We start from the raw sequence: 26,312 nt of genomic DNA on the forward strand, positions 1-26,312 counted from the left end.
CGCGCTAGCATGAACCTTTCCGTTTATGGAGCGCGTATGGGTCTGTTTAATCGTATAAAAACATCGTTTCGCGCCCTTTTTCCCCGCCGTTATGCCTGGCCCGGTATGGATATTTCGCTTCCGGGCGGGCAGCATCTGCACCTGGTGGGAAGCATTCATATGGGCACGCAGGATATGTCCCCCCTGCCCTCCGGCCTGATTAAACTACTGAAGCGCGCCGACGCGCTGATCGTCGAAGCCGACATCTCCGGCCATGAATCGCCGTTTGCCGGGCTGGAAAGCGGCCGCCCCCTGGCGGAACGTCTTAACGAGACGCAGTTGGCTGAGCTTACTCGTCTTGCGGATGAGACCGGCGTCTCGCTCTCAATGCTCGACACCCTGCCCCTGTGGCAAATTGCCATGGTGCTACAGGCAACCCAGGCGCAGCGCCTGGGGCTGCGCGGCGATTACGGTATCGATTATCAACTGCTGAATGCGGCAAGGGCGCGCAACCTGTCCGTTATTGAACTGGAAGGCACGGACAGCCAGATTGCGCTCCTTCGCCAGCTTCCCGATGACGGCAAGATGCTACTGGATGATACCCTGACCCACTGGCACACCAACGCGCGTCTGCTGCAAACGATGATTGGCTGGTGGCTGGATGCGCCGCCCGCAGACGGTAAGCTGGCGTTACCGTCGACGTTCAGTGAATCGTTGTATGATGTGCTGATGAACGCGCGCAACCAGGCGTGGCGGGAGACGCTATATGCCCTGCCTGCCGGTCGTTATGTTGTCGCGGTTGGCGCGTTGCATTTGTACGGAGAAGGGAATTTGCCGTCGCTGCTGAAATAAAAAAATGGCCAATATTTCTATTGGCCCGTCAAAGAGGAATTTCATCGTTTTTATTATACCGAAGTGACCTTCGGCTACGCCGATTGTCGCTCAAAGTAACCATCACTGCCAATACTATTGCGCAAGATGGTGCTATTTTTTAGACAAACGTCAGGCGTATGCTGCTGGCATGAATCGTCTGTCGTAAGAAGGATAGCCATGACTCCCGCCGTTAAATTACTCGAAAAAAACAAAATTTCTTTCCGGATCCACACCTACGATCACGATCCGAACGAAACCAACTTTGGTGATGAAGTGGTGCGCAAGCTGGGGCTGAACGCGGACCAGGTCTACAAAACGCTGCTGGTCGCGGTGAACGGCGATATGAAGCACCTCGCCGTAGCAGTAACGCCCGTCGCCGGACAGCTTGATCTGAAGAAAGTGGCCAAAGCGCTGGGAGCGAAAAAGGTCGATATGGCAGACCCGATGGTTGCGCAACGCACAACGGGTTATCTGGTCGGCGGGATCAGCCCGCTCGGTCAGAAAAAGCGTCTGCCCACGCTGATCGATGCGCCTTCGCAAGAATTTGAAACGATCTATATTTCTGGCGGCAAACGCGGGCTGGATATCGAACTGTCCGCAGGCGATCTGGCGAAAATGCTGGACGCGAAATTTGCGGATATTGCGCGCCGGGATTGAGAAAATTGCCCGGTGGCGCTGCGAGGTAAAAGCAAAACGGTAACAGGCGTTACCGTTTTTTGTGTTCGCGCCCTCTCCCGGTGGGAGAGGGTTGGGGTGAGGGCATCAGGCCGCACAACACTACTGCCAGCTCACCTCACCTTTCGGCTCATACGCGTTCACGTCAATCGGTGAATTTTGCTGGATAAACTGCTTCAACACTTCCGCATCAATAAACCCGGTATTTACATAGCCCGGTTTGTTATCGATATGCGGATAGCCGTCGCCGCCGGTGGCGTTAAAGCTTAACGTTGCCAGGCGGTAGGTTTTCGCCGTATCAACCGGTTCGCCTTTGATTTTGAGATCGTTGAGCTTACCGTCCTTCGCGACGAAGCTGACGTTAGCAAACTGCGGATACGCCCCGGAATCTGGCTTCATCTGCGCCACGGCGGTCAGGTAGTCAATCACCTCCTTCCCGCTCATGTCCGCATAGACCACCACGTTGCCAAACGGCTGCACTTTGAGCACGTCTTTATAGGTGATGTCTCCGCCTTCGATGGAGTCACGAATACCGCCGCCGCTCATCACGGCGAAATCCGCATTCGTGCGCGCCATCTGCGCGGCCAGCACCAGACGCCCCATGTTGGTCTGTACAAAGCGGACTTTGCTGCGGTCCCCTTCCAGTCGTCCGTTAAGCGTGCCAATCTTCACGTCCAGCTGCGCTTTCCCTTTGCTCTGGAACGGCGTCAGCAGAGAGAGCATCTGCTGGTTTTCAGCGATCTCTGGCGTGTAGAGTACCCGCTCGCTTTTGCCATCCGGGTAGGTCACTTTCTTCTTCAGGTTGACCGGGATGAGCTGATAGTGCACCAGCTTCATCTCGCCGTTACGGAATTCGAAATCCGCGCGGCCAACGTATTTACCCCACTCGTGGGCCTGTACAATCCAGATCCCGTTCTGACGATCCGGCGCGCACGGCGTGCCGGGCACATAATCTACCTGCTTTTTATTCTCAGAAGCCATGCAGACCGGATCCTGCGAATGACCGCCCACAATCATCGCCAGCGAGCCCGCTGGAAGGCTGCGCGCCATCTCCACGTCGCCCGGCGCGTTAGAGCCGTGCTGACCGTTATCGTAATGCCCCATGTGGGTGGTCGCGATAATCACATCCGGTTTTTCATTCTGCTGCAACTCCTGGATCACCAGCTTCGCTTCGTCCGCCGGTTTACGGAATTCGATGTCGGTGAAAAATTCAGGGTTGCCAATTTTGGCCGTATCGTCGGTGGTTAAGCCGATGACCGCGATCTTCAGATCCTGACGCTTGAACAGCGCCCACGGTTTAAACAAGCGCTCGCCGGTGCTTTTCTGATAAATATTGGCGGAAAGGAACGGGAATTTGGACCACTTCTCCTGCTGGCGCAACACGCTCAGCGGATTATCAAACTCGTGGTTTCCGACCGCCATCGCGTCGTAACCAATTAAATTCATGCCGCGGAAATCAGGCTCGGCATCCTGCAAATCAGATTCCGGTACGCCGGTATTAATATCCCCGCCCGACAGCAACAGCACGCTGCCGCCCTGGGCCGCGACCTCTTTACGAATGCCGTCCACCAGCGTTTTTTGCGCCGCCAGGCCATATTCACCGTATTCGCTGCGCCAGAAATGGCCGTGATGATCGTTAGTATGCAGAATGGTAATTTTATAGGTTTTATCTTTTTCATACGCCTGCGCGGGCAGGCTTGTTAGCCCCCATGCGGCGATGAGCGCCAGCGCGACGCCACGCTTCATTAACTTCATCTTCTCTCTCCCTGACCCATAGACAAACGCAAAAATTACAGTGACTCACAAGAATAGACAAATAAGTTTTCAGAATTGCGACTTTCTTCAAATGTCACGGACGGGTATGTTAGTCGGATAATAATTACTCCCTGCATCTCTAATAACAAATCGACGTGGTATTTATGGCAATCAGTGAATCAACCCAGCCCGTCCAGGGCGCTCCGGCGTCGCCGCCGAAATCGCGCACTTCCTTTAAAGTATTAGGCGCAATCAGTCTCTCTCATCTGCTCAACGACATGATCCAGTCGCTGATTCTGGCGATCTACCCGCTGTTGCAGTCTGAGTTCTCATTAACCTTCGTGCAGATCGGGATGATCACCCTGACCTTCCAGCTGGCCTCTTCGCTGCTACAGCCGGTGGTGGGCTATTGGACGGACAAATACCCGATGCCATGGTCGCTGCCCATTGGGATGTGCTTCACCCTGAGCGGGCTGGTGCTGCTGGCCATGGCGGGCAGCTTTGAGGCGGTACTGGTTGCCGCGGCGCTGGTGGGAACCGGTTCATCGGTGTTCCATCCGGAATCGTCCCGCGTGGCGCGTATGGCCTCCGGCGGACGCCACGGGCTGGCGCAGTCTCTGTTCCAGGTGGGGGGGAACTTTGGTAGCTCCCTCGGTCCTCTGCTGGCGGCGGTGATTATCGCGCCCTACGGTAAAGGCAACGTGGCGTGGTTTGTGCTGGCCGCGCTGCTGGCGATTGTCGTCCTGGCGCAAATCAGCCGCTGGTATGCCGCGCAGCATCGCGTAAATAAGGGAAAACCTGCCGTGAAGATAACCAACCCCCTTCCGCGCAATAAGGTGATCCTTGCCGTCAGCGTGCTGCTGGTGCTGATTTTCTCGAAATATTTCTATATGGCGAGCATCAGCAGCTATTACACCTTCTATCTGATGCAAAAATTCGGATTATCGGTACAAAACGCCCAGTTCCATCTCTTTGCCTTCCTGTTTGCGGTGGCGGCAGGCACGGTGATTGGCGGCCCTGTGGGGGATAAAATCGGACGTAAATATGTGATTTGGGGCTCTATCCTCGGCGTTGCACCGTTTACGCTTGTTTTACCCTACGCAACGCTGGAATGGACCGGAATATTGACGGTGATTATTGGTTTTATTCTCGCATCGGCATTTTCAGCCATCCTGGTCTACGCGCAGGAGCTGCTGCCGGGACGTATCGGTATGGTTTCCGGCCTCTTTTTCGGTTTTGCCTTTGGCATGGGCGGCCTTGGCGCAGCCGTTTTAGGGATGGTTGCCGACCACACCAGCATCTTCCTGGTCTATAAAATCTGCGCTTTCCTGCCACTTCTGGGGATGTTGACCATATTCCTGCCTGACAACCGTCATAAAGCGTAACTTCACGGCTGCCAAAGTTAAACTTTGGCAGCCGGATAACCTGATGTCATAAGGCTTTCCTCTCCCTCCCCTCAGCAAATTTATCAAAATCTGCCTTTTTTCATGCTTATTGCTTTTTTATTGTGTTTTCAACAATTATTCATAAACATAAGCGTAAAAATTGTCATAAACTATTAATCGGCTTTTTGGTATTTGCACCAAAAATGGATCACCCATCGCAAAAGGAGACGGAATGCACCACGCCACACCGCTTATCACCACCATTGTTGGTGGACTTGTGCTCGCTTTTATTCTCGGCATGATTGCCAATAAACTGCGTATTTCGCCCCTGGTAGGCTATTTGCTGGCGGGCGTGCTGGCAGGGCCCTTTACGCCGGGTTTTGTCGCAGATACCAAACTGGCGCCTGAGCTGGCGGAATTAGGCGTGATCCTGCTGATGTTTGGCGTCGGGCTGCATTTTTCCCTGAAGGATCTGATGGCGGTAAAGTCGATCGCCATACCGGGAGCGATCGCCCAGATAGGGGTGGCGACGCTGCTGGGCATGGCGCTTTCGGCGGTGCTGGGCTGGTCAATCATGACCGGTATCGTATTTGGGCTGTGTCTTTCAACCGCCAGTACCGTGGTGCTGCTGCGCGCGCTTGAAGAGAGGCAGCTGATAGACAGCCAGCGCGGGCAAATCGCGATAGGCTGGCTGATTGTTGAAGATCTGGTAATGGTGATGACGCTGGTTCTGCTGCCCGCCGTCGCCGGGATGATGGAAAAAGAGAATATCGGCTTCGCCTCGCTGGCACTAGATATGAGCATTACCATCGGTAAGGTTGTGGCGTTTATCGCCATCATGATGCTGGTGGGCCGCCGTCTGGTGCCGTGGATCATGTCCCGCAGCGCCGCCACGGGCTCGCGTGAACTGTTCACGCTTTCAGTCCTTGCGCTGGCGCTGGGCATTGCCTTTGGCGCCGTCGAGCTGTTTGACGTCTCCTTTGCGCTGGGCGCGTTCTTCGCCGGGATGGTGCTGAACGAGTCCGAGCTGAGCCACCGCGCCGCGCACGATACCCTGCCGCTACGTGATGCATTCGCGGTGCTGTTCTTCGTCTCCGTCGGGATGCTGTTCGACCCGTTGATCCTCATCCAGCAGCCGCTGGCCGTGCTGGGTACGCTGGCAATCATCATCTTTGGTAAGTCCGTTGCCGCCTTCTTCCTGGTGCGGATGTTCGGTCACTCGCCGCGCACGGCGCTGACCATCGCCGCCAGCCTGGCGCAGATTGGCGAGTTCGCCTTTATTCTTGCCGGTCTGGGGATGGCCCTGAACCTGCTGCCACAGGCTGGGCAAAATCTGGTGCTGGCGGGGGCGATCCTCTCCATCATGTTGAACCCGGTATTGTTTGCCCTGCTGGAGAAATATCTCGAGAAGACCGAAACCCTCGAAGAGCTGACGCTGGAAGAGGCGACAGAAGAAGAGAAACAGATCCCGGTGGATATCTGCAACCACGCGCTGCTGGTCGGTTTTGGCCGCGTCGGCAGCCTGCTGGGTGAAAAACTGATGGCTCAGGGCATTCCACTTGTAGTGATTGAAACGTCACGCACCCGCGTCGACGAACTTCGCGAGCGCGGCATCCGCGCGGTGCTGGGCAACGCGGCTAACGAAGAGATTATGAATCTGGCGCATCTGGACTGCGCTCGCTGGCTGCTGCTCACTATCCCGAACGGTTACGAGGCTGGCGAGATTGTCGCCACAGCCCGTGAAAAATGCCCGCATATCGAAATCATTGCCCGCGCCCATTATGATGACGAAGTGGAGTACATCACCGAGCGCGGCGCGAATCAGGTGGTGATGGGTGAGCGTGAGATTGCGAATACGATGCTGACAATGCTGACGAAACCGCCGGTTGAAGAGGCAGTAACGGGGTAAGTTTTGTGCTGCCTGATGCCCTCACCCTGACCCTCTCCCGCAGGGAGAGGGAACAAACACTAAAAACGGCAACCACAGGTTGCCGTTTTACTTTTACCTGTCCCAATAAGCCTCTTCGAGGCTGTCTTCCCGTTCCGGCAGCCCCCGCGTTAAGCGCGGAGAATGCTGGTTCAGCACCTGATAACTCACGCGGTTCGCGTACTTACACACCTGCGCCAGCGAGGAATAGGTCAGCCAGTCGAAGGTATGTTTGCTGGAATTCGGCACGTTGGTTTTGTGGTAGGCGTTGGCGGTAATGTCGTGCAGCAGCGCGGCCAGCGCGCCGTCGCCCGCGCCGTTGGTGTTCATGATCTTCTCAGGGCCACCCATATACGGTGCGATGTGAGAGAAGATGCGCAGCGGGTTGATGCAGTCTTTATGACGCATAGCGCGGCTGAACTCGTACTGGTTAAATTCGGCGATTGCGCCCGGCAGCAGCGGGTGCTGGGTTTTACGCTTGCTCTCTTCTTCCGTGAAGCCCGCCATGTACAGCCCGACCGGCCCGGCGGTGCAGAGCACCAGGTCCACCCAGTCCAGCGCCTTATCAGACGCCAGCAGCGGATCGCTTTCACCGGTCAGCGCTTCGGCTTCTTCTTCATTCATCGCCAGAATCGAGACGTGTTCTTTCAGGAAGGCCTGCCACCACTCCGGGTTGTCGGCAATGACGAATTTGGTGCCCAGCGTCAGAACCACAGGCACGTTGTATTTCTTCGCGTACTCAATTGCCTTCATGGTTGCGTCCGGCATTGGTTCGCCCGGCTTGCAGCGCACCAGATAGGAGGTCAGTACCAGCGCAGACGCGCCCGCGATCACCTCTTCCGGGATACTTTCAGCGCGCAGCTTATTCATATGGCCGGGGCTGATGGCAAAGGTACGCTCGCCGGAATCGCTTATCAGCGTAAAGCAGCGGCCAATCGGCCCGTCAACGCCCTGTAAATAGTTCAGATCGGTGCGGCTGGAGGTATTGCACAGGTAGCGGTAGGCGTAGCCACCGATTTCGATATTGCTGCACATCACGCCAAGCAGCACCGAGCGGTCGTCTGCCAGTACGGAGTAGTTGTGCATGGTGTTGCCGATAGTGCCGCCGGCAAACTGGTGGGTGATAAGATTTTCGCGCACCAGCTCCTGATACAGCGCTTCAGCAACGTCATCCTCAATCACCAGCGAGTGCCCGGCGCTCAGACCGTAACGAGCGACAAACGCATCATCCACTTTGGCTTCAATGTCCACCAGCGTCTGATCGATACCGACCACCCAGGCAGCGCTGGTTTCGCTTTCCTGCTGAATTTGCTGTAACAGCGGATCGCGGGCATCGACGGGGAAATAGTGTTTGGACTTACGTTTACCGGGAAATTTCATGGTCTGAACTGTGCAAAGAATACGGGCCGGGAATGGTAGCACAAACCCGGCCCGTAACGCGATCAGCGGCGGGTGGTGACCAGTGACACCATCATGTCGATGTGTTCAGGGGAGTCGTTAAGCGCAGGAATGTATTCGTATTTCGTTCCGCCCGCCTCCATAAAGAACTCTTTGTTCTGGACGGCAATTTCTTCCAGCGTTTCCAGACAGTCCGCCGAGAAGCCCGGCGACATCACCTGAATGTGCTTCACGCCCTTCTCGCCCAGCATTTTTAGCGTTTCATCAGTATACGGGGTCAGCCAAGGTTCACGGCCGAAGCGCGACTGGAAGGTCATCATCACCTTCTCAGGCGGCAGGCCGAGGGCGGAGACCAGCTCGCGGGTGGTATCGCGGCAACGCTGGGGGTAATCGTCCCCTTCGTTCGCGAAACGCTGCGGAATACCGTGATAGGAGAGCAGCAGCAGATCCGGCTCGCCGTGTTTTTCAAACGACGCGCGCACGCTGCTGGCAAGCGCCTGAATGTACAGCTCGTTATCGGCGTAGTCGCGGATAAAGGTGATACCCGGTATACGGCGGCGGGTCGCCAGAATGCGCCCCAGTTCGTCCCAGACGGCAGCTACCGTGGAGCACGAATACTGCGGATATAGAGCCAGCACCACAATGTGTTCAACGCCCTGCGCCAGCAGAGAGTCAACGGCGCTTTCCAGGGACGGCTTACCGTAGCTCATGCCGAGCGCAACGGGCATGTCCGGCAGGCGGGCGGCCAGCGCCTTCTCCTGACGACGGCTGTACACCATCAGCGGCGAGCCCTCTTCCATCCACACGGACTGATAGAGCTTTGCCACACGCGGGGAACGAATCGGCAGAATGACGCCACGCAGCAGTGGCCACCACAGCAGTCTTGGGGTATCCACGACGCGCGTGTCGCTTAAAAATTGTCGCAGGTAGCGTTTTACCGCCGCTGGAGTAGGTGCTTCTGGGGTGCCCAGATTGGCAAGCAGGATGCCGGTTTTCGCCTGACTCATTCACGCCTCTTAACCATTTGATAGGCTGTCAATTGTAGCGGAAATGCGTTTAAACGAAACCCATTGCTGCAATAGGTAAGATGAGAATTTTTCTCACCCGGGGCTCCGGGTGAGAGAGGTGCGCTTAGCCGAGAATTTTTTCCAGCTCTGCACGTACGTCAGCCACGGCTTTGGTGCCGTCCACTTTCGCGTATTTGGTGTTACCCGCCTGCGCTTCTTTGGTGTAGTAGCCGATCAGCGGTGCGGTCATCTGATGGTATTCCACCAGGCGTTTACGCACGGTTTCTTCCTGATCGTCTTTACGGGTGGTCAGCTCTTCGCCGGTCACGTCGTCTTTGCCTTCAACCTTAGGTGGGTTGAATTTAATGTGGTAAACGCGGCCAGAAGCAGCGTGTACGCGACGGCCAACGATACGGTCAACGATCAGCTCGTCCGGTACGTCGAACTCCAGCACGTAATCCACGTTGATGCCCGCTTCTTTCATGGCGTCAGCCTGAGGAATGGTGCGCGGGAAGCCGTCCAGCAGGAAACCATTGCGGCAGTCTTCCTGAGCAATGCGCTCTTTTACCAGCGCGATAACCAGTTCGTCGGTCACCAGCTTGCCTGCGTCCATGATGTCTTTAGCTTGTTTGCCCAGCTCGGAGCCAGATTTAACAGCGGCACGCAGCATGTCACCAGTAGAGATTTGCGGAATACCGTATTTCTCCATGATGAACTGAGCCTGAGTTCCCTTACCCGCGCCCGGAGCGCCAAGCAGAATAATACGCATTGCGAAAATCCCCTCAAATGTCGATTCAATTTTTCAAAAGCGCTAAACAATACCACCAGAACGGGTATCGCTCAAGGAAGGCGGGGAGGCTGAAACGGTTAATGAGGGGAGATAATTTGGGAGAGTGCGGTCTGGTGCCCTCACCCTAACCCTCTCCCTGTGGGAGAGGGTCGGGGTGAGGGAAGATTACGCCAGCAGCAGCGCATTCACACGTTTAATGAACAGGTTAGGATCTTCCAGCGTACCGCGCTCGGCCAGCAGGGACTGATCCAGCAGCAGTTCAACCCACTCCGCAAAGCGGGCGTCGTCCTGGGTATCCGCCGCGCGTTTCACCAGCGGATGATCCGGATTAAGCTCAAAGATATATTTCACTTCCGGCACGGCCTGGCCCGCCGCAGCGAACAGTTTCGCCATCTGGGTGCTCATTTCGTCCGCATCGGTGGTGACAATGGCTGGCGTATCGGTCAGACGGTGCGTGAAGCGCACCTCTTTCACGCGGTCACCCAGCAGGGTTTTCACGCGCTCAATGAACGGCTCCAGCGCCTTCTCGGCTTCTTTCGCGCTTTCGTCCACTTCATCTGCCAGCTTGTCGATGGACTCGTCAGCTTTGGCAACGGACTGGAACGCCTTACCGTCGAACTCGGTCAGGTAGTTCATCATCCATTCGTCGATGCGGTCAGACAGCAGCAGCACTTCGATGCCTTTCTTACGCAGCAGCTCCAGGTGCGGGCTGCTCTTCGCTGCCGCATAGCTGTCGGCGGTGATGTAGTAGATCTTCTCCTGCCCTTCTTTCATGCGGGAGACGTACTCTTCCAGCGACACGGTCTGGGCGGAGGAGTCGTTGTGCGTAGAGGCGAAGCGCAGCAGTTTAGCGATAGCTTCCACATTCGCGGTGTCTTCCGCCGGACCTTCTTTCAGCACCAGGCCAAACTGTTTCCAGAAGGTCTGGTATTTTTCCGCATCGTCCTTCGCCAGTTTTTCCAGCATCTGCAACGCACGTTTGGTCAGGGCGTTGCGCAGGTTACGGGTGACGGTGCTGTCCTGCAGAATTTCGCGGGAGACGTTCAGCGGCAGATCGTTGGAATCGATCAGGCCGCGCACAAAGCGCAGATAGTTCGGCATGAACTGCTCGGCGTCGTCCATGATGAACACGCGCTGCACGTACAGCTTCAGGCCGTGCTTGTGATCGCGGTTCCACATGTCCCACGGTGCCTGTGCCGGGATGTACAGCAGGCTGGTGTACTCCTGCTTACCTTCCACACGGTTGTGGCTCCAGGTCAGCGGATCGGTGAAGTCGTGGGCGATGTGCTTGTAGAATTCGTTGTACTCGTCGTCTTTAATTTCAGCTTTGTTACGCGTCCACAGCGCCTGCGCCTTGTTGATTTTCTCCCAGGAAACCACGGTTTCGCCGTCTTTCTCTTCCTGTTTTTCAATCTCAACCGGCAGCGCGATGTGGTCGGAATACTTGCTGATGATGGAGCGTACGCGCCAGTCGTTCAGGAAATCGTCTTCGCCTTCACGCAGGTGCAGGGTGATTTCGGTGCCGCGATCCGCTTTGGTGATGTCATCAACGGTGTACTCGCCTTCCCCTTTGGATTCCCACAGCACGCCGTTCTCGGCGCTGTCGCCCGCGGCGCGAGTGCGCACGGTGACTTTGTCCGCCACGATGAACGCCGAGTAGAAGCCTACGCCGAACTGACCAATCAGCTGGCTGTCTTTCGCCTGGTCAGAGCCCATGGACTCAAGGAACGCTTTGGTGCCGGATTTGGCGATGGTCCCGAGGTGGTCGATCACCTCGTCGCGGTTCATCCCGATGCCGTTATCGGCAATCGTCAGGGTGCGGTTCTCTTTATTGAACGAGACGCGCACGCGCAGTTCGCCGTCGCCTTCATACAGATCCGGGTTAGACAGCGCGCGGAAGCGCAGCTTGTCCGCCGCATCGGAGGCGTTGGAAATCAGCTCACGCAGGAAAATTTCTTTGTTGGAATACAGGGAATGGATCATCAGGTGCAGAAGCTGTTTTACTTCTGACTGGAAACCACGGGTTTCTTGTCCTTTCATCTAAGTCGACCTCAACAATGCCATTTAATGGGGTTGTAAAACGTTGAGTGAGAGATGGGGATAAGGGGGGAAATTTTCAAGCGGAGGCCGCGCGCGCAGCCTCCGTTTGGTCAGAAAATAATCTTGTGACGTCCGGCCAGCGAGTGCGACAGCGTGGTGCCGTCGACCATCTCCAGCTCACCGCCGACCGGCACGCCGTGGGCGATGCGGCTGGCGTCAACGCCGTACTGCGCGCACAGTTCGGCGATGTAGTTGGCGGTTGCCTCCCCTTCCACCGTGGGGTTGGTGGCGAGGATCACCTCTTTGATGGTTTCCGACTCCAGGCGCTGCTCCAGGCGGTCAAGACCGATATCGTCCGGGCCGATGCCGTCCAGAGGGGAGAGATGCCCCATCAGCACGAAATAGCGGCCGGAAAACTGCCCGGTTTGTTCGATGGCGTAGATGTCCGCCGGACTCTCCACCACGCAAATCTGACCGTTTTCCTGACGACGCGGGTTCGTGCAGATGTTACATACGTCCTGCTCGGTAAAGGTCCGGCAATCCGCACAGTGGCCAATTTCTGACATGGCGCGGGTCAGAGCCTGCGCCAGGCGCATCCCGCCGCTGCGGTCGCGCTGCAATAGCGTAAACGCCATACGCTGCGCCGACTTCGGGCCAACGCCCGGCAGGCAGCGCAGTGCTTCCATCAACTGCGTGAGCAGCGGACTGGTTTGCATCAGAATGGCATCTTAAAGCCCGGCGGCAGTTGCATACCGCTGGAAACAGAGGCCATTTTCTCTTTCTGGGTTTCGTCGATACGGCGAGCGGCATCGTTAAACGCGGCTGCAACCAGATCTTCCAGCATCTCTTTGTCGTCTTCGAGCAGGCTCGGGTCGATTTCCACGCGACGGCAGTTATGCGCACCGTTGATGGTCACCTTGACCAGACCGGCACCGGATTCACCCGTGACTTCCAGCTGAGCGATCTCTTCCTGCATCTTCTGCATTTTTTCCTGCATCTGCTGAGCCTGCTTCATCAGGCCACCCAGACCGCCTTTTCCACCAAACATAGGCTTCTCTCTTCTTTCACGTTAAGGATTACAACCGTAAGTCAGACTCACGATCAAATGGGGCGAATACTCTCTTCATCCAGATCGGCGTCGAAGTACCGGCGCAGGGTCTGGATGTTGTTATCCGCAATTATCGCCTCGCGCGCCTGCGCGAGCTTCTCTTCATAAATCGCCTGTCGCCACTCGAGCGGCGTTTTCACCGCCGGATTATCATCTTCAATGATAGTCAATTCAACCGGCACACCCTGTAATGCGGTAAGCGCCTCGGCCAGCGCCTTTTGCGCGCCTGGGGAGTTGAGGTGCCGCTGGCCAGGGCGCAGGTGCAGACGCACCTGATTACCGTCCTGCTCTTTCCAGGCGTTCAGCGCGACCTGCTCAACCAGCTTCGGCAGTTGCAGTTTGCTGACCTCTGCGGCCCAGGCGTCGCGCGCAATGGACTCTTCCGCAAGCTTCGCGGACAGCTCCGGCGTTTTTTCATGCTCCAGCGCCTTTTTCAGCGCTTTTGGCGTGGCGACCACTTCCTTGACCGTTTCAACAACGGTAGTCGCCTTCCAGCGGTATGCCTCTTCTTTCGCCGGGGCTTTTTGCTCGAGCGCGGACGGTGCCGGACGCGACTGCACGCGCTCCGTTACCGAGGCCAGTCGTTCAAGCGCGGCGTTGTTCACCGGCCGCGCTCTTGCAGGCGCTGCCGGTTCACTCTTTTTTGGTTTGGTTGCTCCCTGCGCACGTTGCAACTGGCTTCGTGCGGCAAGCACCGAACTGGTGGCATCCGACAGCGGCACGTTTTGCGGCGGCGGCGATGCCGGTTGCGGTGGCACCTGCTGCGGTGACATTACCGCGGTCGGCGCAACCGGCGCAAAGGACTGCCGGGGCGTTTCCGGCTCCGGCAGTGGCTTGCGCGGATGGAAGGCCAGTGCGCGCAGCAGCGTCATTTCAACGCCCATCCGGCGATCCGGTGCAAACGGCAGCTCTTTGCGGCCGATCAGCAGCGTCTGATAATAAAGCTGAACGTCAGCCGGCGGCACGGTGCGCGCAAGTTCACGCATCCGCTGCTCAATGGTCGCCATGTCCGCGCCAATGGCCGACGGAGACAGTTGCAGCATCGCCACGCGGTGCAGCAGGCTGAGCATCTCGACCAGCAGCGCTTCCCATTCAATGCCACGGGCGGCGGCATCGTTGACGAGCGTCATCACCCGCTCACCGTTGGCGGCGATCATCGCTTCAATAAGCGACAGCGCCTGATCGTCATCCAGCGTGCCGAGCATGGTGCTGACCGCGTCGGTGGAGAGTTTACCGTCACCGCTGGCAATCGCCTGGTCGGTCAGGCTTAGCGCATCGCGCAGGCTGCCGTCCGCCGCACGGGCCAGCAGTTGCAGCGCGCGCGGTTCATGAACAATGTTCTCTTCATCGAGAATATGCTCAAGCTGAGCGCGGATCTGCTCAACGTCCAGCGCCTTCAGATGGAATTGCAGGCAGCGCGACAGGATCGTGACCGGCAGCTTTTGCGGATCGGTGGTCGCCAGCAGGAATTTGACATGCGCAGGCGGCTCTTCCAGCGTTTTCAGCAGGGCGTTGAAGCTGTGGCGCGACAGCATGTGCACTTCATCGATCAGATAGACCTTGAAGCGGCCGCGCGCCGGGGCGTACTGCACGTTGTCGAGCAGATCGCGGGTGTCTTCCACTTTGGTGCGCGAGGCGGCGTCGATCTCAATCAGATCGACAAAACGCCCCTGCTCGATCTCACGACAGTTGTCGCACACGCCGCACGGGGTGGCGGTGATCCCGGTTTCGCAGTTCAGACCTTTTGCCAGCAGACGGGCAATAGAGGTTTTACCGACGCCGCGGGTGCCGGAAAAAAGATAGGCGTGATGGATGCGACCTAGCGACAAGCCGTTCGCCAGGGCCGTCAGCACATGTTCCTGACCGACAACGTCAGCAAAGGTTTGTGGTCGCCATTTACGGGCTAACACCTGATAACTCATGGGCAGGCTCTGCAACGCTGGAAGGTGAATTAATGGAGGGGAATGCTATCACAACCTCACCCATTGAGCGAGGTTGTGAGATATGGGATTAATGTCCCGGGAATGGCACCAGGCTGTAGCTGGTAATACCCTGTTTTTCCAGACGCTGCTCGCCGCCGAGATCGAACAGGTTGATGATGAATGCCGCGTCGGTCACTTCCCCGCCCAGACGACGGATCAGCTTCACGGTCGCTTCGATGGTGCCGCCGGTTGCCAGCAGATCGTCCACCACCAGCACTTTGTCGCCTGGCTTGATAGCATCAACGTGAATTTCCAGCTGATCGGTGCCGTATTCCAGCTCATAGCTCTCAGCAATGGTTTCACGCGGCAGTTTGCGCGGCTTACGCACCGGCACAAAACCCACGCCCATCGCCAGCGCAACCGGTGCGCCAAACAGGAAGCCACGGGCTTCAGTACCTACTACTTTGGTGATCCCGGCGTTTTTATAACGCTCAACCAGCAGTTCAATGCTGAGGGCGTACGCTTTCGGGTCTTCCAGCAAGCTGGTGACATCGCGGAAAAGAATGCCAGGTTTTGGATAGTCCTGGATACTTTTGATGCTATTTTTCAGATATTCAAGCTGCTGTGCAGTTGCGGTCATCGGTTTGTGCCTAAATGAAACAGTGTTACTCACGGCGCGCGACGAGTCGGTCAAAGTAACAGTTGTTTAACCTTTGACCAGGCGCACCTGTGCTCGAAAACGGTCGAATTTACTGGCTGTGCGCCATAATTGCAACCGCCATGATGAGGCTTCAGTGCTTTTGTTGCTTTTCATCAACCACGGGGATCCGCCACATAAAGATCAGCAGGCAGGCCAGGATCGCCAGCAGCAGAATGCGCACCCACATCATTTTCACCAGCCATAACGAGACGGCGAAGGTGATCAGGATGAAGGCAATGGCGCGCGGCTTGGCCCCGGGCGGCATAGCCCGGTGTTTTTGCCAGTGCCGCAGGTAGCCGCCGAACCACGAGCGGTACAGAAGCCAGTGGTGAAAACGCGGCGACGAGCGGGCGAAGCACCAGGCGGCCAACAGGATAAACGGGGTGGTCGGCAGCAAGGGCAAAACCACACCCAGCGTACCCAGCACTACCGCGAGCCAGCCAATGATGATTAAAATAGTACGCTGCATAATGCGAATCGTTATCAAACTGAACGGCTACTTTACCACTGGAGAGCGCCTTGAAAACAGCACTGCTTCTTGAGAGGCTGCAAAATCAGCTGATCGCGCTGCGGGCGCAGGCCACACCGCTGATGGGCCACGCCACGCTGAAACCGCGCTTTGACCGGCAGCTCTTCCGCACCCGCAGCACCGTCATTCAGGATTACCTTGCTGAAGCGCAGACCAACCTCGACGAGCTTCGCCACGCGGTTGAGAGTGAACAGCAGGAACAGGTCGCGTGGCTTGCGGAGCATCTTACCGAGCAGATCACCGCCCTGCACCGGGAAATCGCCGCCTGGCCGCTACGGGCGTGGGACAGCGCCTCGCCGGGACTGGGAAAATGGCAGCGCAAGCGGCTGGAGAACCAGGAGTTTGAGCGCCGTCTGTTTGAGATGAAGCGTGAGCGCGAAGCCCGCCTGAACACCAGCGAAACGCTGGAAGAGCAGCAGTTATTAATGCGTGAAATCAGCGCGCTGGAAGGCCGCATCGTTCGCTGCCGTCAGGCGCTGGATGAGATTGAACGCGTCATTGAACGCCTGACCCGTTAACAGGAGCCGCGGATGTCACTGGAAAATGCCCCCGATGAGGTCAAACTGGCCGTCGATTTAATTATGCTGCTGGAGAATCATGCGATCCCGGCTGAGACGGTGCTGAAAGCGCTGGAGATTGTGCGGCGGGATTTTGAGGGGAAACTCCCCCCTCACCCTGCCCTCTCCCCAGTGGGGAGAGGGAAATAATTCAGGCGGGAGTAGGGTCGTCCCCCTTAATCTCGCGCTTCACTTCCGTATGCTCGTCACCTTTCTCGTTACGCAGGTGCACTTCAAGCTGGTTGAAGGCGATATTAATGTTGTTTTCACGACACAGACGGTCAATGGTGCGGTTCAGCTCATCGACGGTGTAGCTGCGATCGCGCAGTTCACGTACGTACAGGCGCAGCTCATGATCCAGCGTGCTTGGCCCGAAGGTGGTGAAGAACACGTCAGGCGCAGGATCGTGCATCACTTTAGGATGTGATTTCGCGGCTTCCAGCAGGACCTCTTTCACTTTATCCAGATCTGAACCGTAGGCCACCCCGAGTCGGATCACCACGCGGGTGGTGGTATCCGAGAGCGACCAGTTGATCAGGCGCTCGGTCACAAAGGCTTTGTTCGGGATGATCACCTCTTTACGATCGAAGTCGGTAATGGTGGTCGCACGGATGCGGATCTTGCTGACGGTCCCGGAGAAGGTGCCGATGGTGACGGTATCGCCGATACGCACCGGACGTTCGAACAGGATAATCAGGCCAGAGACAAAGTTACCGAAGATCTCCTGCAAGCCGAAGCCGAGACCCACCGACAACGCTGCCGCCAGCCACTGGAGTTTATCCCACGAGACGCCCAGCGAACCGAATACCGTCATCGCCCCGACAATAATAATGACGTAGTTCAGGATGGTAGTAATGGCGTACGACGCCCCCTGACGCAGGTTCAGTCTTGAGAGAACCAGCACTTCCAGCAGACCCGGCAGGTTGCGGATCAACGCCCAGGCAACCACTGACGACACCAGCGCAAAGAGCAGGCTGCCCATGGTGACGCTTTTCATTACCGCAGCGCCCGCTTCGGTACCGTTGTATTGCCAGAGCGTGATACTGTCGAGGTAGGCGAAGACGGTAATTAAATCAGACCAGATGGCCCAGAACATCACCGCAAACAGGGCGATCATCACCAGCATGGTAATACGCATCGTTTGCTGGTTGACCTGCTCCAGGGCGATAGTCGGCTCTTCCTGCGGCTCTGCCCCTTCAGCCCCCTCTTTCACCTGATGCTGCCGACGGGCAACAGCACGACGATACGCAATGCGGCGCGCCGCTACGCTCAAACCACGCAGCACGGTCTGGAACAGCAGGTTCCACACAATCACCAGATAAACCGTTTCGATCCAGCGGCCTGACAGACGCAGCGTGGTATAGAAGTAACCCGTCGCCGTCAGCACCATCAGCGCCAGCGGAATGATCGCCAGCACCGTTACGGTAACCAGACGAAGATTATGGGACTCTTTATCCCGCCAGCTGTCGCGGCACATCGGCCACATAAGGACGGCAATCAGCAGCAGGTTCAGCATAATCACCAGTTGCCCCAGTACGTCATCCATCAGATGCAGCGGCGAAAGCTCGGCCACAACTGACCAGAAGTGCAGCGGCAGCAGCGCGAGGCTGATGCGTACAATCTGGCGACGCCAGTGGCTGGTGAGTTTTTCCGGCATGTTGAAGTGGCGGACGGCGACGCCATCTTTTTCCAGCACTTTCCAGCACAGGCCAAACACCAGCCAGAACAGCGCCAGCTTCTTGCTGAACGCCCACAGCAGATCGCTGATATTCAACTGCATGGTCAGCAGGATCAGGCCCACGGCGAGTATCAACAGGCAGACCGGCAGAGCACGGATCAGATCGATCAGGATCGCTTTCGGGGTGTGCAGCTGGCTGTCGTTACGCAGTTGCCCCACTTCCGAGGCCAGCTTCGCCTGGTACTGTTTCAGCCATTTCAAACGCCAGCGTATTACGCCAGCGATGAGCAACAAAGGCAGTCCCGCCAGGAAGGCAATCATTACCGCAGGCCAGGCTTTCTCCCAGTTCACGGTAATTTTCATGCTTTTTATCTGGGATTTCAGCGTTTCCGGGAAAGATTTAAACCAGTCCCAGTCCATGGGTTTATTGCTGTTCACCCAGAAAATCTGCTGGGTCAGGATCTCCTGGAGGCTTTTAGAAACGCTCACCAACTGCTGCTGGTTGATTTGCAGGTTAATCGCCATCATCAACTGGTTGCCCAGCTGCTTGTTGAGCTGATCGAGCAGTTCGCGGCGCATGTCCACCACCTGCAACAGCGCGTCGTGAACTTCAGCGTTCACTTCACCTGAATGGCCCTCTTCCACTTTGGCAACGAAGGTATCGCTCTGGAATAGCGCATCGCGCTGCTGGTTGACGTCAAACTGTTCAAGACGCAAATCCGCAATGCGATTGGTCATGTCTTCCAGCTCGTCGGCGGACGGCAGCGTCTGCTGTTGCTGGTAGAGAATGCGCGACAGCAGCAGGCTGCCCTTCAGGACGGCAATCTGCTCCTTGACGTTACGCTCGGCCTGCAACGCGCGATCCAGCCAGTTTTTGACCTTGATATTCTGCTGTACCAGCGCGCTGCCGTTTTCAGTCGCCTGGATCAGACGTTCGCTCAGCTGGTGGTTAATCTCCAGCTCCTGCTTCACCAGCGGGTTGGCCTGAATACGCGCCGTCTCGTCTGGCGAGACCGCTTCCTGGGCCGTTTTTTCAGTCAGGGTCAGGCGCTTGCTGTTTACCGCTTCCTGCAACAGCTGAAGTTGATGCTCAAGCCGGTTGATATTCGCGGTCACGTAGTCACGCTGTTTTTGCAGCGCATCCTGTAGCACCGTGTTGCCTTCCAGGCTCTTACGCTGCTGTTCAATCTCCGCGTTTAGCAGCGTCTGCTGGATATTCAGCAGCGTTTGCTGGGTGGGGCGAAGCGCCCCTTCCCCAACGGTGACGCCATTCAGACGGTTACGTATCTGCTGTAGCTGTTGCGATGCGGAGTACATGGCGTTCTGCACGCGCTCAGGCTGGGTTTGCAGCGAAACCAGCTGGCTGTTATAGGTTGAGAGATCGGACTGCGCCGTTTGCAGATCGTCCAGCAGCTGCGCCACGCGCGACTCAAGCTGGCGCAACGACAGCGTGGCAAGCGTTTTTCGGGTTTCATCGTCGTTGTCGACGTCGCTGAGCGCATTCAGCGCCTCCGTAGCCTTACGCATGTTTTCCGGCGCCTGAGCGACCTTCTGCCTCAGCTGGGCCGTTTCGGCTTTGATGCGCTCTATCTTGTCCAGCGTTTCCAGGGTTTCCGTCAGGTCCTGCTGAACAAGTTTTTCCAGGGCGGACAGATCTTTCTGCTTATTCAGGGTGTCGAGTTGCGCCTGAACATCAGCACGCGTGGGAATGTCACTGCCGTTGTCTGCACGGGCCCAGGAAAGCGGCGCGGCTGCAAAGTAAAACAGCAGGATCAAAAACAGGGCCAGAACAAGATGTTGCGAGCGATTGATGTGCAGCATAGTTGTGAATGTGATGTGAGAAATGACCGGAAATAGTCGGGCATGAAGGATATCACGCCCGGCTGAAGCAGAATAGTACGACGGAAAGGGTCTACGATTTTTCCCGTACCCGATCAGGTAGAACGGGGGTGATGCTTACTTTGAAGGGTCGGACAGAGCTGGCACATCTCAAGAAAAATGTCGACATAGCTGCGCGCCTCTGATCTGAGATCGAACGACTCCGGAGCAAAAAGCCAGTTTTCCATCAGGCCGGAAATATAGCTGCGCATCAGGATCGCCGCCCGGCGGGTGAGTAAGGTAGCAGGAAGCATTTTGGCCTGCATGCACTCCGTGAGGACCTGTTCGATGCGATCGTAGCTTTCCAGACACAGGTCGCGTTGCGCCTGCTGAACCACCGCCATTTCGCCAACGAACTCACATTTATGGAAGATGATTTCCATCATCAGACGGCGGCGCTCTTCAACAACTGTCGCTTCAAGGATATATACTAGAATTTCTCTTAACACAGAGAGTGGATCGTGAGGGAATTTTGCCCGATACTCACTCTCAAGATCGCTAATGCTGGACTCTGAAAGCTCCCAGATTTCACCAAACAGATCGGACTTGTCTTTGAAATGCCAGTAAATCGCTCCCCGCGTGACGCCCGCGGCCTGAGCAATCTGTGCCAGCGAGGTTGCCGAAACACCCTGCTGTGAGAACAAACGCATTGCCACATCCAGAATGTGTTGTCGGGTTTCCAGCGCTTGTTGTTTGGTTTTTCGTGCCATACGTTGATGAATTTACAGGAGTCAGATTTACATACATTTATGAATGTATGTACCATAGCATGACGATAATATAAACGCAGCAATGGGTTTTTAGACTCAGGACCCTTGATCAATTTGAAATCGGACACTCGAGGTTTACATATGAACAAAAACAGAGGGTTAACGCCTCTGGCGGTCGTTCTGATGCTCTCAGGCAGCTTAGCGCTTACAGGATGTGACGACAAAGAGGCTCAACAAGGAGCTCAGCAGGTGCCAGAAGTTGGCGTCGTGACGCTCAAATCCGAACCTCTCCAGATGACAACAGAACTACCGGGCCGCACCAGCGCCTATCGCATTGCGGAAGTGCGTCCGCAGGTAAGCGGTATCATCCTGAAACGTAACTTCACCGAAGGCGGTGATGTCAAGGCAGGTGAGTCTCTGTATCAGATTGATCCAGCAACCTACCAGGCGTCTTATGAGAGCGCTAAAGGCGATCTGGCGAAAGCAGAAGCGGCAGCCAAAATTTCGCAGCTGACGTTGAATCGTTACAAGAAGCTGCTCGGCACGCAGTACATCAGCCAACAGGATTATGATTCAGCCCTGGCCGATGCGCAGCAAGCCAACGCGGCCGTTGTGGCGGCGAAAGCGGCGGTAGAAACCGCGCGTATTAACCTGGCCTACACCAAAGTGACCTCCCCTATCAGCGGTCGCATTGGTAAATCTGCCGTCACCGAAGGTGCACTGGTGCAAAACGGTCAGACCAACGCACTGGCCACCGTGCAGCAGCTTGACCCGATCTATGTTGACGTTACCCAGTCCAGCAACGATTTCCTGCGTCTCAAACAGGAGCTGGCAAGCGGTCAACTGAAACAGGAAAACGGTAAAGCCAAGGTTGAACTGGTTACCAACGACGGTATCGAGTTCTCGCAGACCGGTACACTGGAATTTTCTGATGTGACCGTCGATCAGACCACCGGCTCAATCACCATCCGGGCCATTTTCCCGAATCCGGATAAAACCCTGCTGCCGGGTATGTTCGTACGCGCCCGTCTTGAGGAAGGGACTAACCCAAGCGCCATTCTGGTTCCTCAGCAGGGTGTGACCCGTACGCCACGCGGCGATGCGAGCGCGCTGGTTGTGGGTGCCGATAACAAAGTCGAAATGCGCAATATCACTGCAACGCAGGCGATTGGCGATAAGTGGCTGGTGACGGAAGGTCTGAAAGATGGCGATCGCGTGATTATTACTGGTTTGCAAAAAGTTCGTCCTGGCGCGCAGGTCAAAGCGCAGGAAGTGAAATCTGACGACAAACAACAAGCGTCGGCCGCTGGCCAGTCAGAACAAACCAAGTCTTAACTTAAACAGGAGCCGTTAAGACATGCCTAATTTCTTTATCGATCGCCCCATATTTGCGTGGGTGATCGCCATTATCATCATGCTGGCCGGGGGACTTGCGATCCTGAAGCTGCCTGTTGCGCAATATCCAACGATTGCGCCACCGGCAGTAACGATCTCCGCAACCTACCCGGGCGCTGATGCGAAAACGGTGCAGGATACCGTTACGCAGGTTATCGAACAGAACATGAACGGTATCGATAACCTGATGTACATGTCCTCAAACAGTGACTCAACCGGTACGGTTCAGATCACCCTGACCTTTGAATCCGGTACGGATGCGGACATTGCGCAGGTTCAGGTGCAGAACAAATTGCAGCTGGCGATGCCTCTGCTGCCGCAGGAAGTACAACAGCAGGGCGTGAGCGTCGAGAAATCGTCCAGTAGCTTCCTGATGGTTGTCGGCGTGATCAACACCAACGGCACCATGACGCAGGAGGATATTTCCGACTACGTGGGCGCCAACATGAAGGACGCCATCAGCCGTACGTCAGGTGTGGGTGACGTTCAGCTGTTTGGTTCCCAGTACGCCATGCGTATCTGGATGGATCCGAATAAACTGAACAACTTCCAGCTGACGCCGGTTGACGTGATTAACGCCATCAAAGCGCAGAACGCCCAGGTGGCAGCCGGTCAGTTAGGCGGTACGCCGCCGGTCAAGGGCCAGCAGCTTAACGCCTCGATCATCGCGCAAACCCGTCTGACCTCCGCGGATGAGTTCAGCAAAATTCTGCTGAAAGTGAATCAGGACGGTTCGCAGGTTCGCCTGCGTGACGTAGCGAAAGTGGAGCTGGGCGGCGAGAACTACGACGTTATCGCGAAGTTCAACGGCAAGCCGGCATCTGGTCTGGGTATCAAACTGGCGACCGGCGCTAACGCCCTGGACACCGCGACGGCTATTCGTGCAGAGCTGAAGAAGATGGAACCGTTCTTCCCGTCAGGTCTGAAAATCGTTTATCCGTATGACACTACGCCGTTCGTAAAAATTTCGATTCACGAAGTGGTAAAAACCCTGGTTGAGGCGATCATCCTCGTCTTCCTGGTAATGTACCTGTTCCTGCAAAACTTCCGCGCGACGCTGATCCCAACCATCGCCGTACCGGTTGTATTGCTTGGGACCTTCGCGGTTCTGGCGATATTTGGCTACTCGATAAACACCCTGACGATGTTCGGGATGGTGCTCGCCATCGGCCTGCTGGTGGATGACGCCATCGTGGTGGTCGAAAACGTCGAGCGTGTGATGGCGGAAGAAGGCCTGCCGCCGAAGGAAGCAACCCGTAAATCTATGGGCCAGATCCAGGGCGCGCTGGTCGGTATCGCGATGGTACTGTCCGCGGTGTTTATCCCGATGGCCTTCTTTGGCGGCTCTACCGGTGCGATTTACCGTCAGTTCTCCATCACCATCGTTTCGGCGATGGCGCTGTCGGTACTGGTTGCGCTGATCCTGACGCCAGCCCTGTGCGCGACGATGCTGAAGCCGATTCAGAAAGGCGGACACGGCGAGCATAAAGGGTTCTTCGGCTGGTTCAACCGCATGTTTGATAAGAGCACGCACCACTACACCGACAGCGTGGGTAACATCCTGCGCAGCACCGGTCGTTACCTGCTGCTCTATATCATCATCGTGGTGGGGATGGCATTCCTGTTCGTTCGTCTGCCAAGCTCGTTCCTGCCAGATGAAGACCAGGGCGTGTTCCTGAGTATGGCGCAGCTTCCGGCCGGTGCGACGCAAGAGCGTACGCAGAAAGTGCTGGATGAGATGACCGACTACTTCCTGACCAAAGAGAAAGACAACGTCGAATCCGTGTTTGCGGTTAACGGCTTTGGCTTCGCGGGTCGTGGTCAGAACACCGGTATCGCCTTCGTTTCTCTGAAAGACTGGTCTGAACGTCCAGGTGCAGAGAACAAGGTAGAAGCCATTACCGGCCGTGCAATGGGCACCTTCTCACAGATTAAAGATGCGATGGTCTTTGCCTTTAACCTGCCAGCGATTGTTGAACTGGGTACGGCGACCGGCTTCGACTTCCAGCTGATTGACCAGGGCGGTCTGGGCCACGAAAAACTGACGCAGGCGCGTAACCAGCTGTTTGGCGAGGTGGCAAAACACCCTGACCTGCTGGTGGGCGTGCGTCCTAACGGTCTGGAAGATACGCCGCAGTACAAGATCGATATCGACCAGGAAAAAGCGCAGGCGCTGGGTGTTTCCATCAGCGACATTAATACCACGCTGGGTGCAGCCTGGGGTGGCAGCTACGTCAACGACTTCATCGACCGTGGTCGCGTGAAGAAAGTGTACGTGATGTCCGAAGCGCAATACCGCATGCTGCCGAACGATATCAACAACTGGTACGTTCGCGGTAGCGATGGCCAGATGGTGCCGTTCTCCGCCTTCTCAACCTCGCGCTGGGAATACGGTTCGCCGCGTCTGGAGCGTTATAACGGCTTGCCATCGATGGAAATCCTCGGTCAGGCAGCGCCAGGCCGAAGCACCGGTGAAGCCATGAACCTGATGGAAGAACTGGCCAGCAAACTACCTGCGGGTATCGGCTACGACTGGACCGGCATGTCCTATCAGGAACGTCTGTCCGGTAACCAGGCCCCTGCCCTGTACGCCATTTCACTGATTGTGGTGTTCCTGTGTCTGGCGGCATTGTATGAGAGCTGGTCGATTCCGTTCTCCGTTATGCTGGTGGTTCCGCTGGGGGTTATCGGTGCACTGCTTGCCGCAACCTTCCGTGGGCTGACCAACGACGTTTACTTCCAGGTGGGCCTGCTGACAACCATTGGCTTGTCGGCGAAGAACGCGATACTCATCGTCGAATTCGCCAAAGATCTGATGGAGAAAGAAGGAAAAGGCCTGATTGAAGCCACGCTGGAAGCCGTTCGTATGCGTTTGCGTCCAATCCTGATGACGTCCCTGGCGTTTATCCTCGGCGTTATGCCGCTGGTTATCAGCTCCGGCGCGGGCTCCGGCGCACAGAACGCGGTAGGTACGGGTGTAATGGGTGGTATGGTCACGGCGACCGTTCTCGCCATCTTCTTCGTACCGGTGTTCTTCGTGGTGGTTCGTCGCCGCTTCAGCCGCAAAAATGAAGATGTTGAGCACAATCATTCGGTAGAACATCACTGATACCGGTTTCACATGATAAAAAGGCCGCATTTGCGGCCTTTTTCATTTTCAGAAAAAATCATAAAATAGACCTATTGCTTTTCTATTTATTTTCTTCTTTTTAAATGAGGCCTGGCATAATAGGCCGATAACTTACACCAGGAACTCAGCCTTCTTTTATTATCATTTTGCGGCGTAAATTATTCGGACTATTCCTAAGTAACGGAAATTATCTGAAGATATCTGGTTTCGGACTTCACATGAAACTTTGCGCTAACTCAATGAATTTTAAGGAACCGATAAAAAACGGTTTTTTATTTGATTAACGTGGTTGCTGCAAAAGGTACATTTGCGTAAAGGCTCGCACAGTAACGATTTAATTGTAATTTTTCGTAATAGCGCGGTGAAATCTTGATCAGAGTGGCTTATAGTTAGACTTATCAGGAACACAGCTCCCATGTGGCTAAGCAAGTTGTATCCATCCCGACATGATGTTCGGTGAGTAAAAAATCACTCAGAAGGGGATGCGCTATGGACGAGTACTCGCCAAAAAGGCATGATATCGCGCAGTTGAAATTTCTCTGCGAATCCTTGTACCATGACTGCCTTGCCAATCTTGAAGAAAGTAACCATGGCTGGGTGAACGATCCAACGTCTGCTATCAATTTACAGCTTAACGAGCTGATCGAGCATATCGCCACCTTCGCACTTAATTATAAAATTAAGTACAATGAAGATAATAAGTTGATAGAGCAAATTGATGAATACCTGGACGACACCTTTATGTTGTTCAGCAGCTACGGCATTAACGCACAGGATTTGCAGAAATGGCGTAAATCAGGAAACCGCCTATTTCGCTGCTTCACTAATGTCAGCAGAGCTAATCCGGTTAGTCTTTCCTGTTAAAATTATTACAAT

Annotated in this window: 21 protein-coding genes and 1 other annotated feature; of the genes, 9 read left to right on the forward strand and 12 right to left on the reverse strand. The window is 55.9% G+C overall.

Going from position 1 to position 26,312, the window contains the following annotated elements:
* Positions 1–36: 36 nt before the first annotated feature.
* Both AM329_RS11905 and ybaK read left to right on the forward strand, forming a co-directional pair.
* The gene (locus AM329_RS11905; protein WP_003858948.1) at positions 37–831 is read left to right on the forward strand and encodes a TraB/GumN family protein; all 795 of its coding nucleotides are present in this window, start codon (positions 37–39) and stop codon (positions 829–831) included.
* Between the two features lie 198 nt (positions 832–1,029).
* Entirely contained in the window at positions 1,030–1,509 is a 480-nt protein-coding gene (ybaK, locus tag AM329_RS11910; RefSeq protein ID WP_003858950.1) for a Cys-tRNA(Pro)/Cys-tRNA(Cys) deacylase YbaK, read from the forward strand.
* 120 nt (positions 1,510–1,629) lie between these two features.
* On the opposite strand, the gene ushA is transcribed toward ybaK, so the two are convergent.
* Positions 1,630–3,282: a bifunctional UDP-sugar hydrolase/5'-nucleotidase UshA gene (gene ushA, locus AM329_RS11915; RefSeq protein WP_022650509.1), complete on the reverse strand. Its 1,653-nt coding sequence runs from the start codon at positions 3,280–3,282 to the stop codon at positions 1,630–1,632.
* Between the two features lie 164 nt (positions 3,283–3,446).
* Here ushA and AM329_RS11920 point away from each other — a divergent pair, with 164 nt between their 5' ends.
* Positions 3,447–4,667 carry an MFS transporter gene (locus AM329_RS11920; RefSeq protein ID WP_022650508.1) on the forward strand — a complete coding sequence of 407 codons (1,221 nt, stop codon included), beginning with the start codon at positions 3,447–3,449 and terminating at the stop codon, positions 4,665–4,667.
* A gap of 232 nt (positions 4,668–4,899) precedes the next feature.
* The gene (gene ybaL, locus AM329_RS11925; RefSeq protein WP_032608671.1) at positions 4,900–6,576 is read left to right on the forward strand and encodes a YbaL family putative K(+) efflux transporter; all 1,677 of its coding nucleotides are present in this window, start codon (positions 4,900–4,902) and stop codon (positions 6,574–6,576) included.
* A gap of 93 nt (positions 6,577–6,669) precedes the next feature.
* Here the strand turns inward: ybaL and AM329_RS11930 are convergent, their stop codons facing one another.
* The 9 genes from AM329_RS11930 to AM329_RS11970 form a co-directional block, all read right to left on the reverse strand.
* Entirely contained in the window at positions 6,670–7,974 is a 1,305-nt protein-coding gene (locus AM329_RS11930) for an inosine/guanosine kinase (RefSeq protein ID WP_022650506.1), read from the reverse strand.
* A 62-nt stretch (positions 7,975–8,036) separates the two neighbouring features.
* On the reverse strand, positions 8,037–8,999 hold the full coding sequence (gene hemH / locus AM329_RS11935; RefSeq protein ID WP_003858963.1) for a ferrochelatase: 963 nt from the start codon (positions 8,997–8,999) through the stop codon (positions 8,037–8,039).
* 124 nt (positions 9,000–9,123) lie between these two features.
* Positions 9,124–9,768, reverse strand: coding sequence for an adenylate kinase (gene adk / locus AM329_RS11940; protein WP_006809841.1), 645 nt, complete (start codon positions 9,766–9,768; stop codon positions 9,124–9,126).
* A 186-nt stretch (positions 9,769–9,954) separates the two neighbouring features.
* A complete protein-coding gene (gene htpG / locus AM329_RS11945) occupies positions 9,955–11,829 on the reverse strand; it encodes a molecular chaperone HtpG (RefSeq protein ID WP_023324248.1) in 1,875 nt (624 codons plus the stop codon).
* Positions 11,830–11,939: 110 nt separating this feature from the next.
* On the reverse strand, positions 11,940–12,545 hold the full coding sequence (gene recR / locus AM329_RS11950; RefSeq protein ID WP_006809843.1) for a recombination mediator RecR: 606 nt from the start codon (positions 12,543–12,545) through the stop codon (positions 11,940–11,942).
* Positions 12,545–12,877, reverse strand: a complete 333-nt coding sequence (locus AM329_RS11955) for a YbaB/EbfC family nucleoid-associated protein (RefSeq protein ID WP_003858972.1) — start codon at positions 12,875–12,877, stop codon at positions 12,545–12,547. Before AM329_RS11955 ends, recR begins: the two co-directional genes overlap by 1 nt.
* 53 nt (positions 12,878–12,930) lie before the next feature.
* Positions 12,931–14,859 carry a DNA polymerase III subunit gamma/tau gene (gene dnaX, locus AM329_RS11960; RefSeq protein WP_032608670.1) on the reverse strand — a complete coding sequence of 643 codons (1,929 nt, stop codon included), beginning with the start codon at positions 14,857–14,859 and terminating at the stop codon, positions 12,931–12,933.
* Positions 13,537–13,601, reverse strand: a sequence feature (DnaX frameshifting element). It overlaps the preceding gene by 65 nt.
* Positions 14,860–14,947: 88 nt before the next feature.
* A complete protein-coding gene (apt, locus tag AM329_RS11965; protein ID WP_000127359.1) occupies positions 14,948–15,499 on the reverse strand; it encodes an adenine phosphoribosyltransferase in 552 nt (183 codons plus the stop codon).
* A 151-nt stretch (positions 15,500–15,650) separates the two neighbouring features.
* The gene (locus AM329_RS11970) at positions 15,651–16,028 is read right to left on the reverse strand and encodes a DUF454 family protein (RefSeq protein ID WP_022650503.1); all 378 of its coding nucleotides are present in this window, start codon (positions 16,026–16,028) and stop codon (positions 15,651–15,653) included.
* Positions 16,029–16,078: 50 nt separating this feature from the next.
* Between AM329_RS11970 and priC the strand changes: the two genes are divergently transcribed.
* Both priC and rsmS read left to right on the forward strand, forming a co-directional pair.
* A complete protein-coding gene (gene priC / locus AM329_RS11975; protein ID WP_022650502.1) occupies positions 16,079–16,606 on the forward strand; it encodes a primosomal replication protein N'' in 528 nt (175 codons plus the stop codon).
* A 12-nt stretch (positions 16,607–16,618) separates the two neighbouring features.
* Positions 16,619–16,795, forward strand: a complete 177-nt coding sequence (gene rsmS, locus AM329_RS11980; RefSeq protein ID WP_023315540.1) for a pleiotropic regulatory protein RsmS — start codon at positions 16,619–16,621, stop codon at positions 16,793–16,795.
* 1 nt (position 16,796) lies between these two features.
* On the opposite strand, the gene mscK is transcribed toward rsmS, so the two are convergent.
* Both mscK and acrR read right to left on the reverse strand, forming a co-directional pair.
* The gene (gene mscK / locus AM329_RS11985) at positions 16,797–20,144 is read right to left on the reverse strand and encodes a mechanosensitive channel MscK (RefSeq protein WP_023315539.1); all 3,348 of its coding nucleotides are present in this window, start codon (positions 20,142–20,144) and stop codon (positions 16,797–16,799) included.
* Positions 20,145–20,257: 113 nt separating this feature from the next.
* A complete protein-coding gene (gene acrR, locus AM329_RS11990; RefSeq protein WP_032608669.1) occupies positions 20,258–20,911 on the reverse strand; it encodes a multidrug efflux transporter transcriptional repressor AcrR in 654 nt (217 codons plus the stop codon).
* 141 nt (positions 20,912–21,052) lie between these two features.
* Between acrR and acrA the strand changes: the two genes are divergently transcribed.
* The 3 genes from acrA to tomB all read left to right on the forward strand — a co-directional run bounded on the left by acrA (position 21,053) and on the right by tomB (position 26,300).
* Entirely contained in the window at positions 21,053–22,246 is a 1,194-nt protein-coding gene (acrA, locus tag AM329_RS11995) for a multidrug efflux RND transporter periplasmic adaptor subunit AcrA (protein WP_022650498.1), read from the forward strand.
* A gap of 22 nt (positions 22,247–22,268) precedes the next feature.
* A complete protein-coding gene (gene acrB / locus AM329_RS12000; RefSeq protein ID WP_022650497.1) occupies positions 22,269–25,415 on the forward strand; it encodes a multidrug efflux RND transporter permease subunit AcrB in 3,147 nt (1,048 codons plus the stop codon).
* Positions 25,416–25,925: 510 nt separating this feature from the next.
* The gene (gene tomB, locus AM329_RS12005) at positions 25,926–26,300 is read left to right on the forward strand and encodes an Hha toxicity modulator TomB (protein WP_006809850.1); all 375 of its coding nucleotides are present in this window, start codon (positions 25,926–25,928) and stop codon (positions 26,298–26,300) included.
* The last annotated feature ends 12 nt before the right edge of the window (positions 26,301–26,312 follow it).

This window comes from Enterobacter cloacae complex sp. AR_0002 (assembly GCF_001922365.1).
GTDB lineage: Bacteria > Pseudomonadota > Gammaproteobacteria > Enterobacterales > Enterobacteriaceae > Enterobacter > Enterobacter hormaechei_C.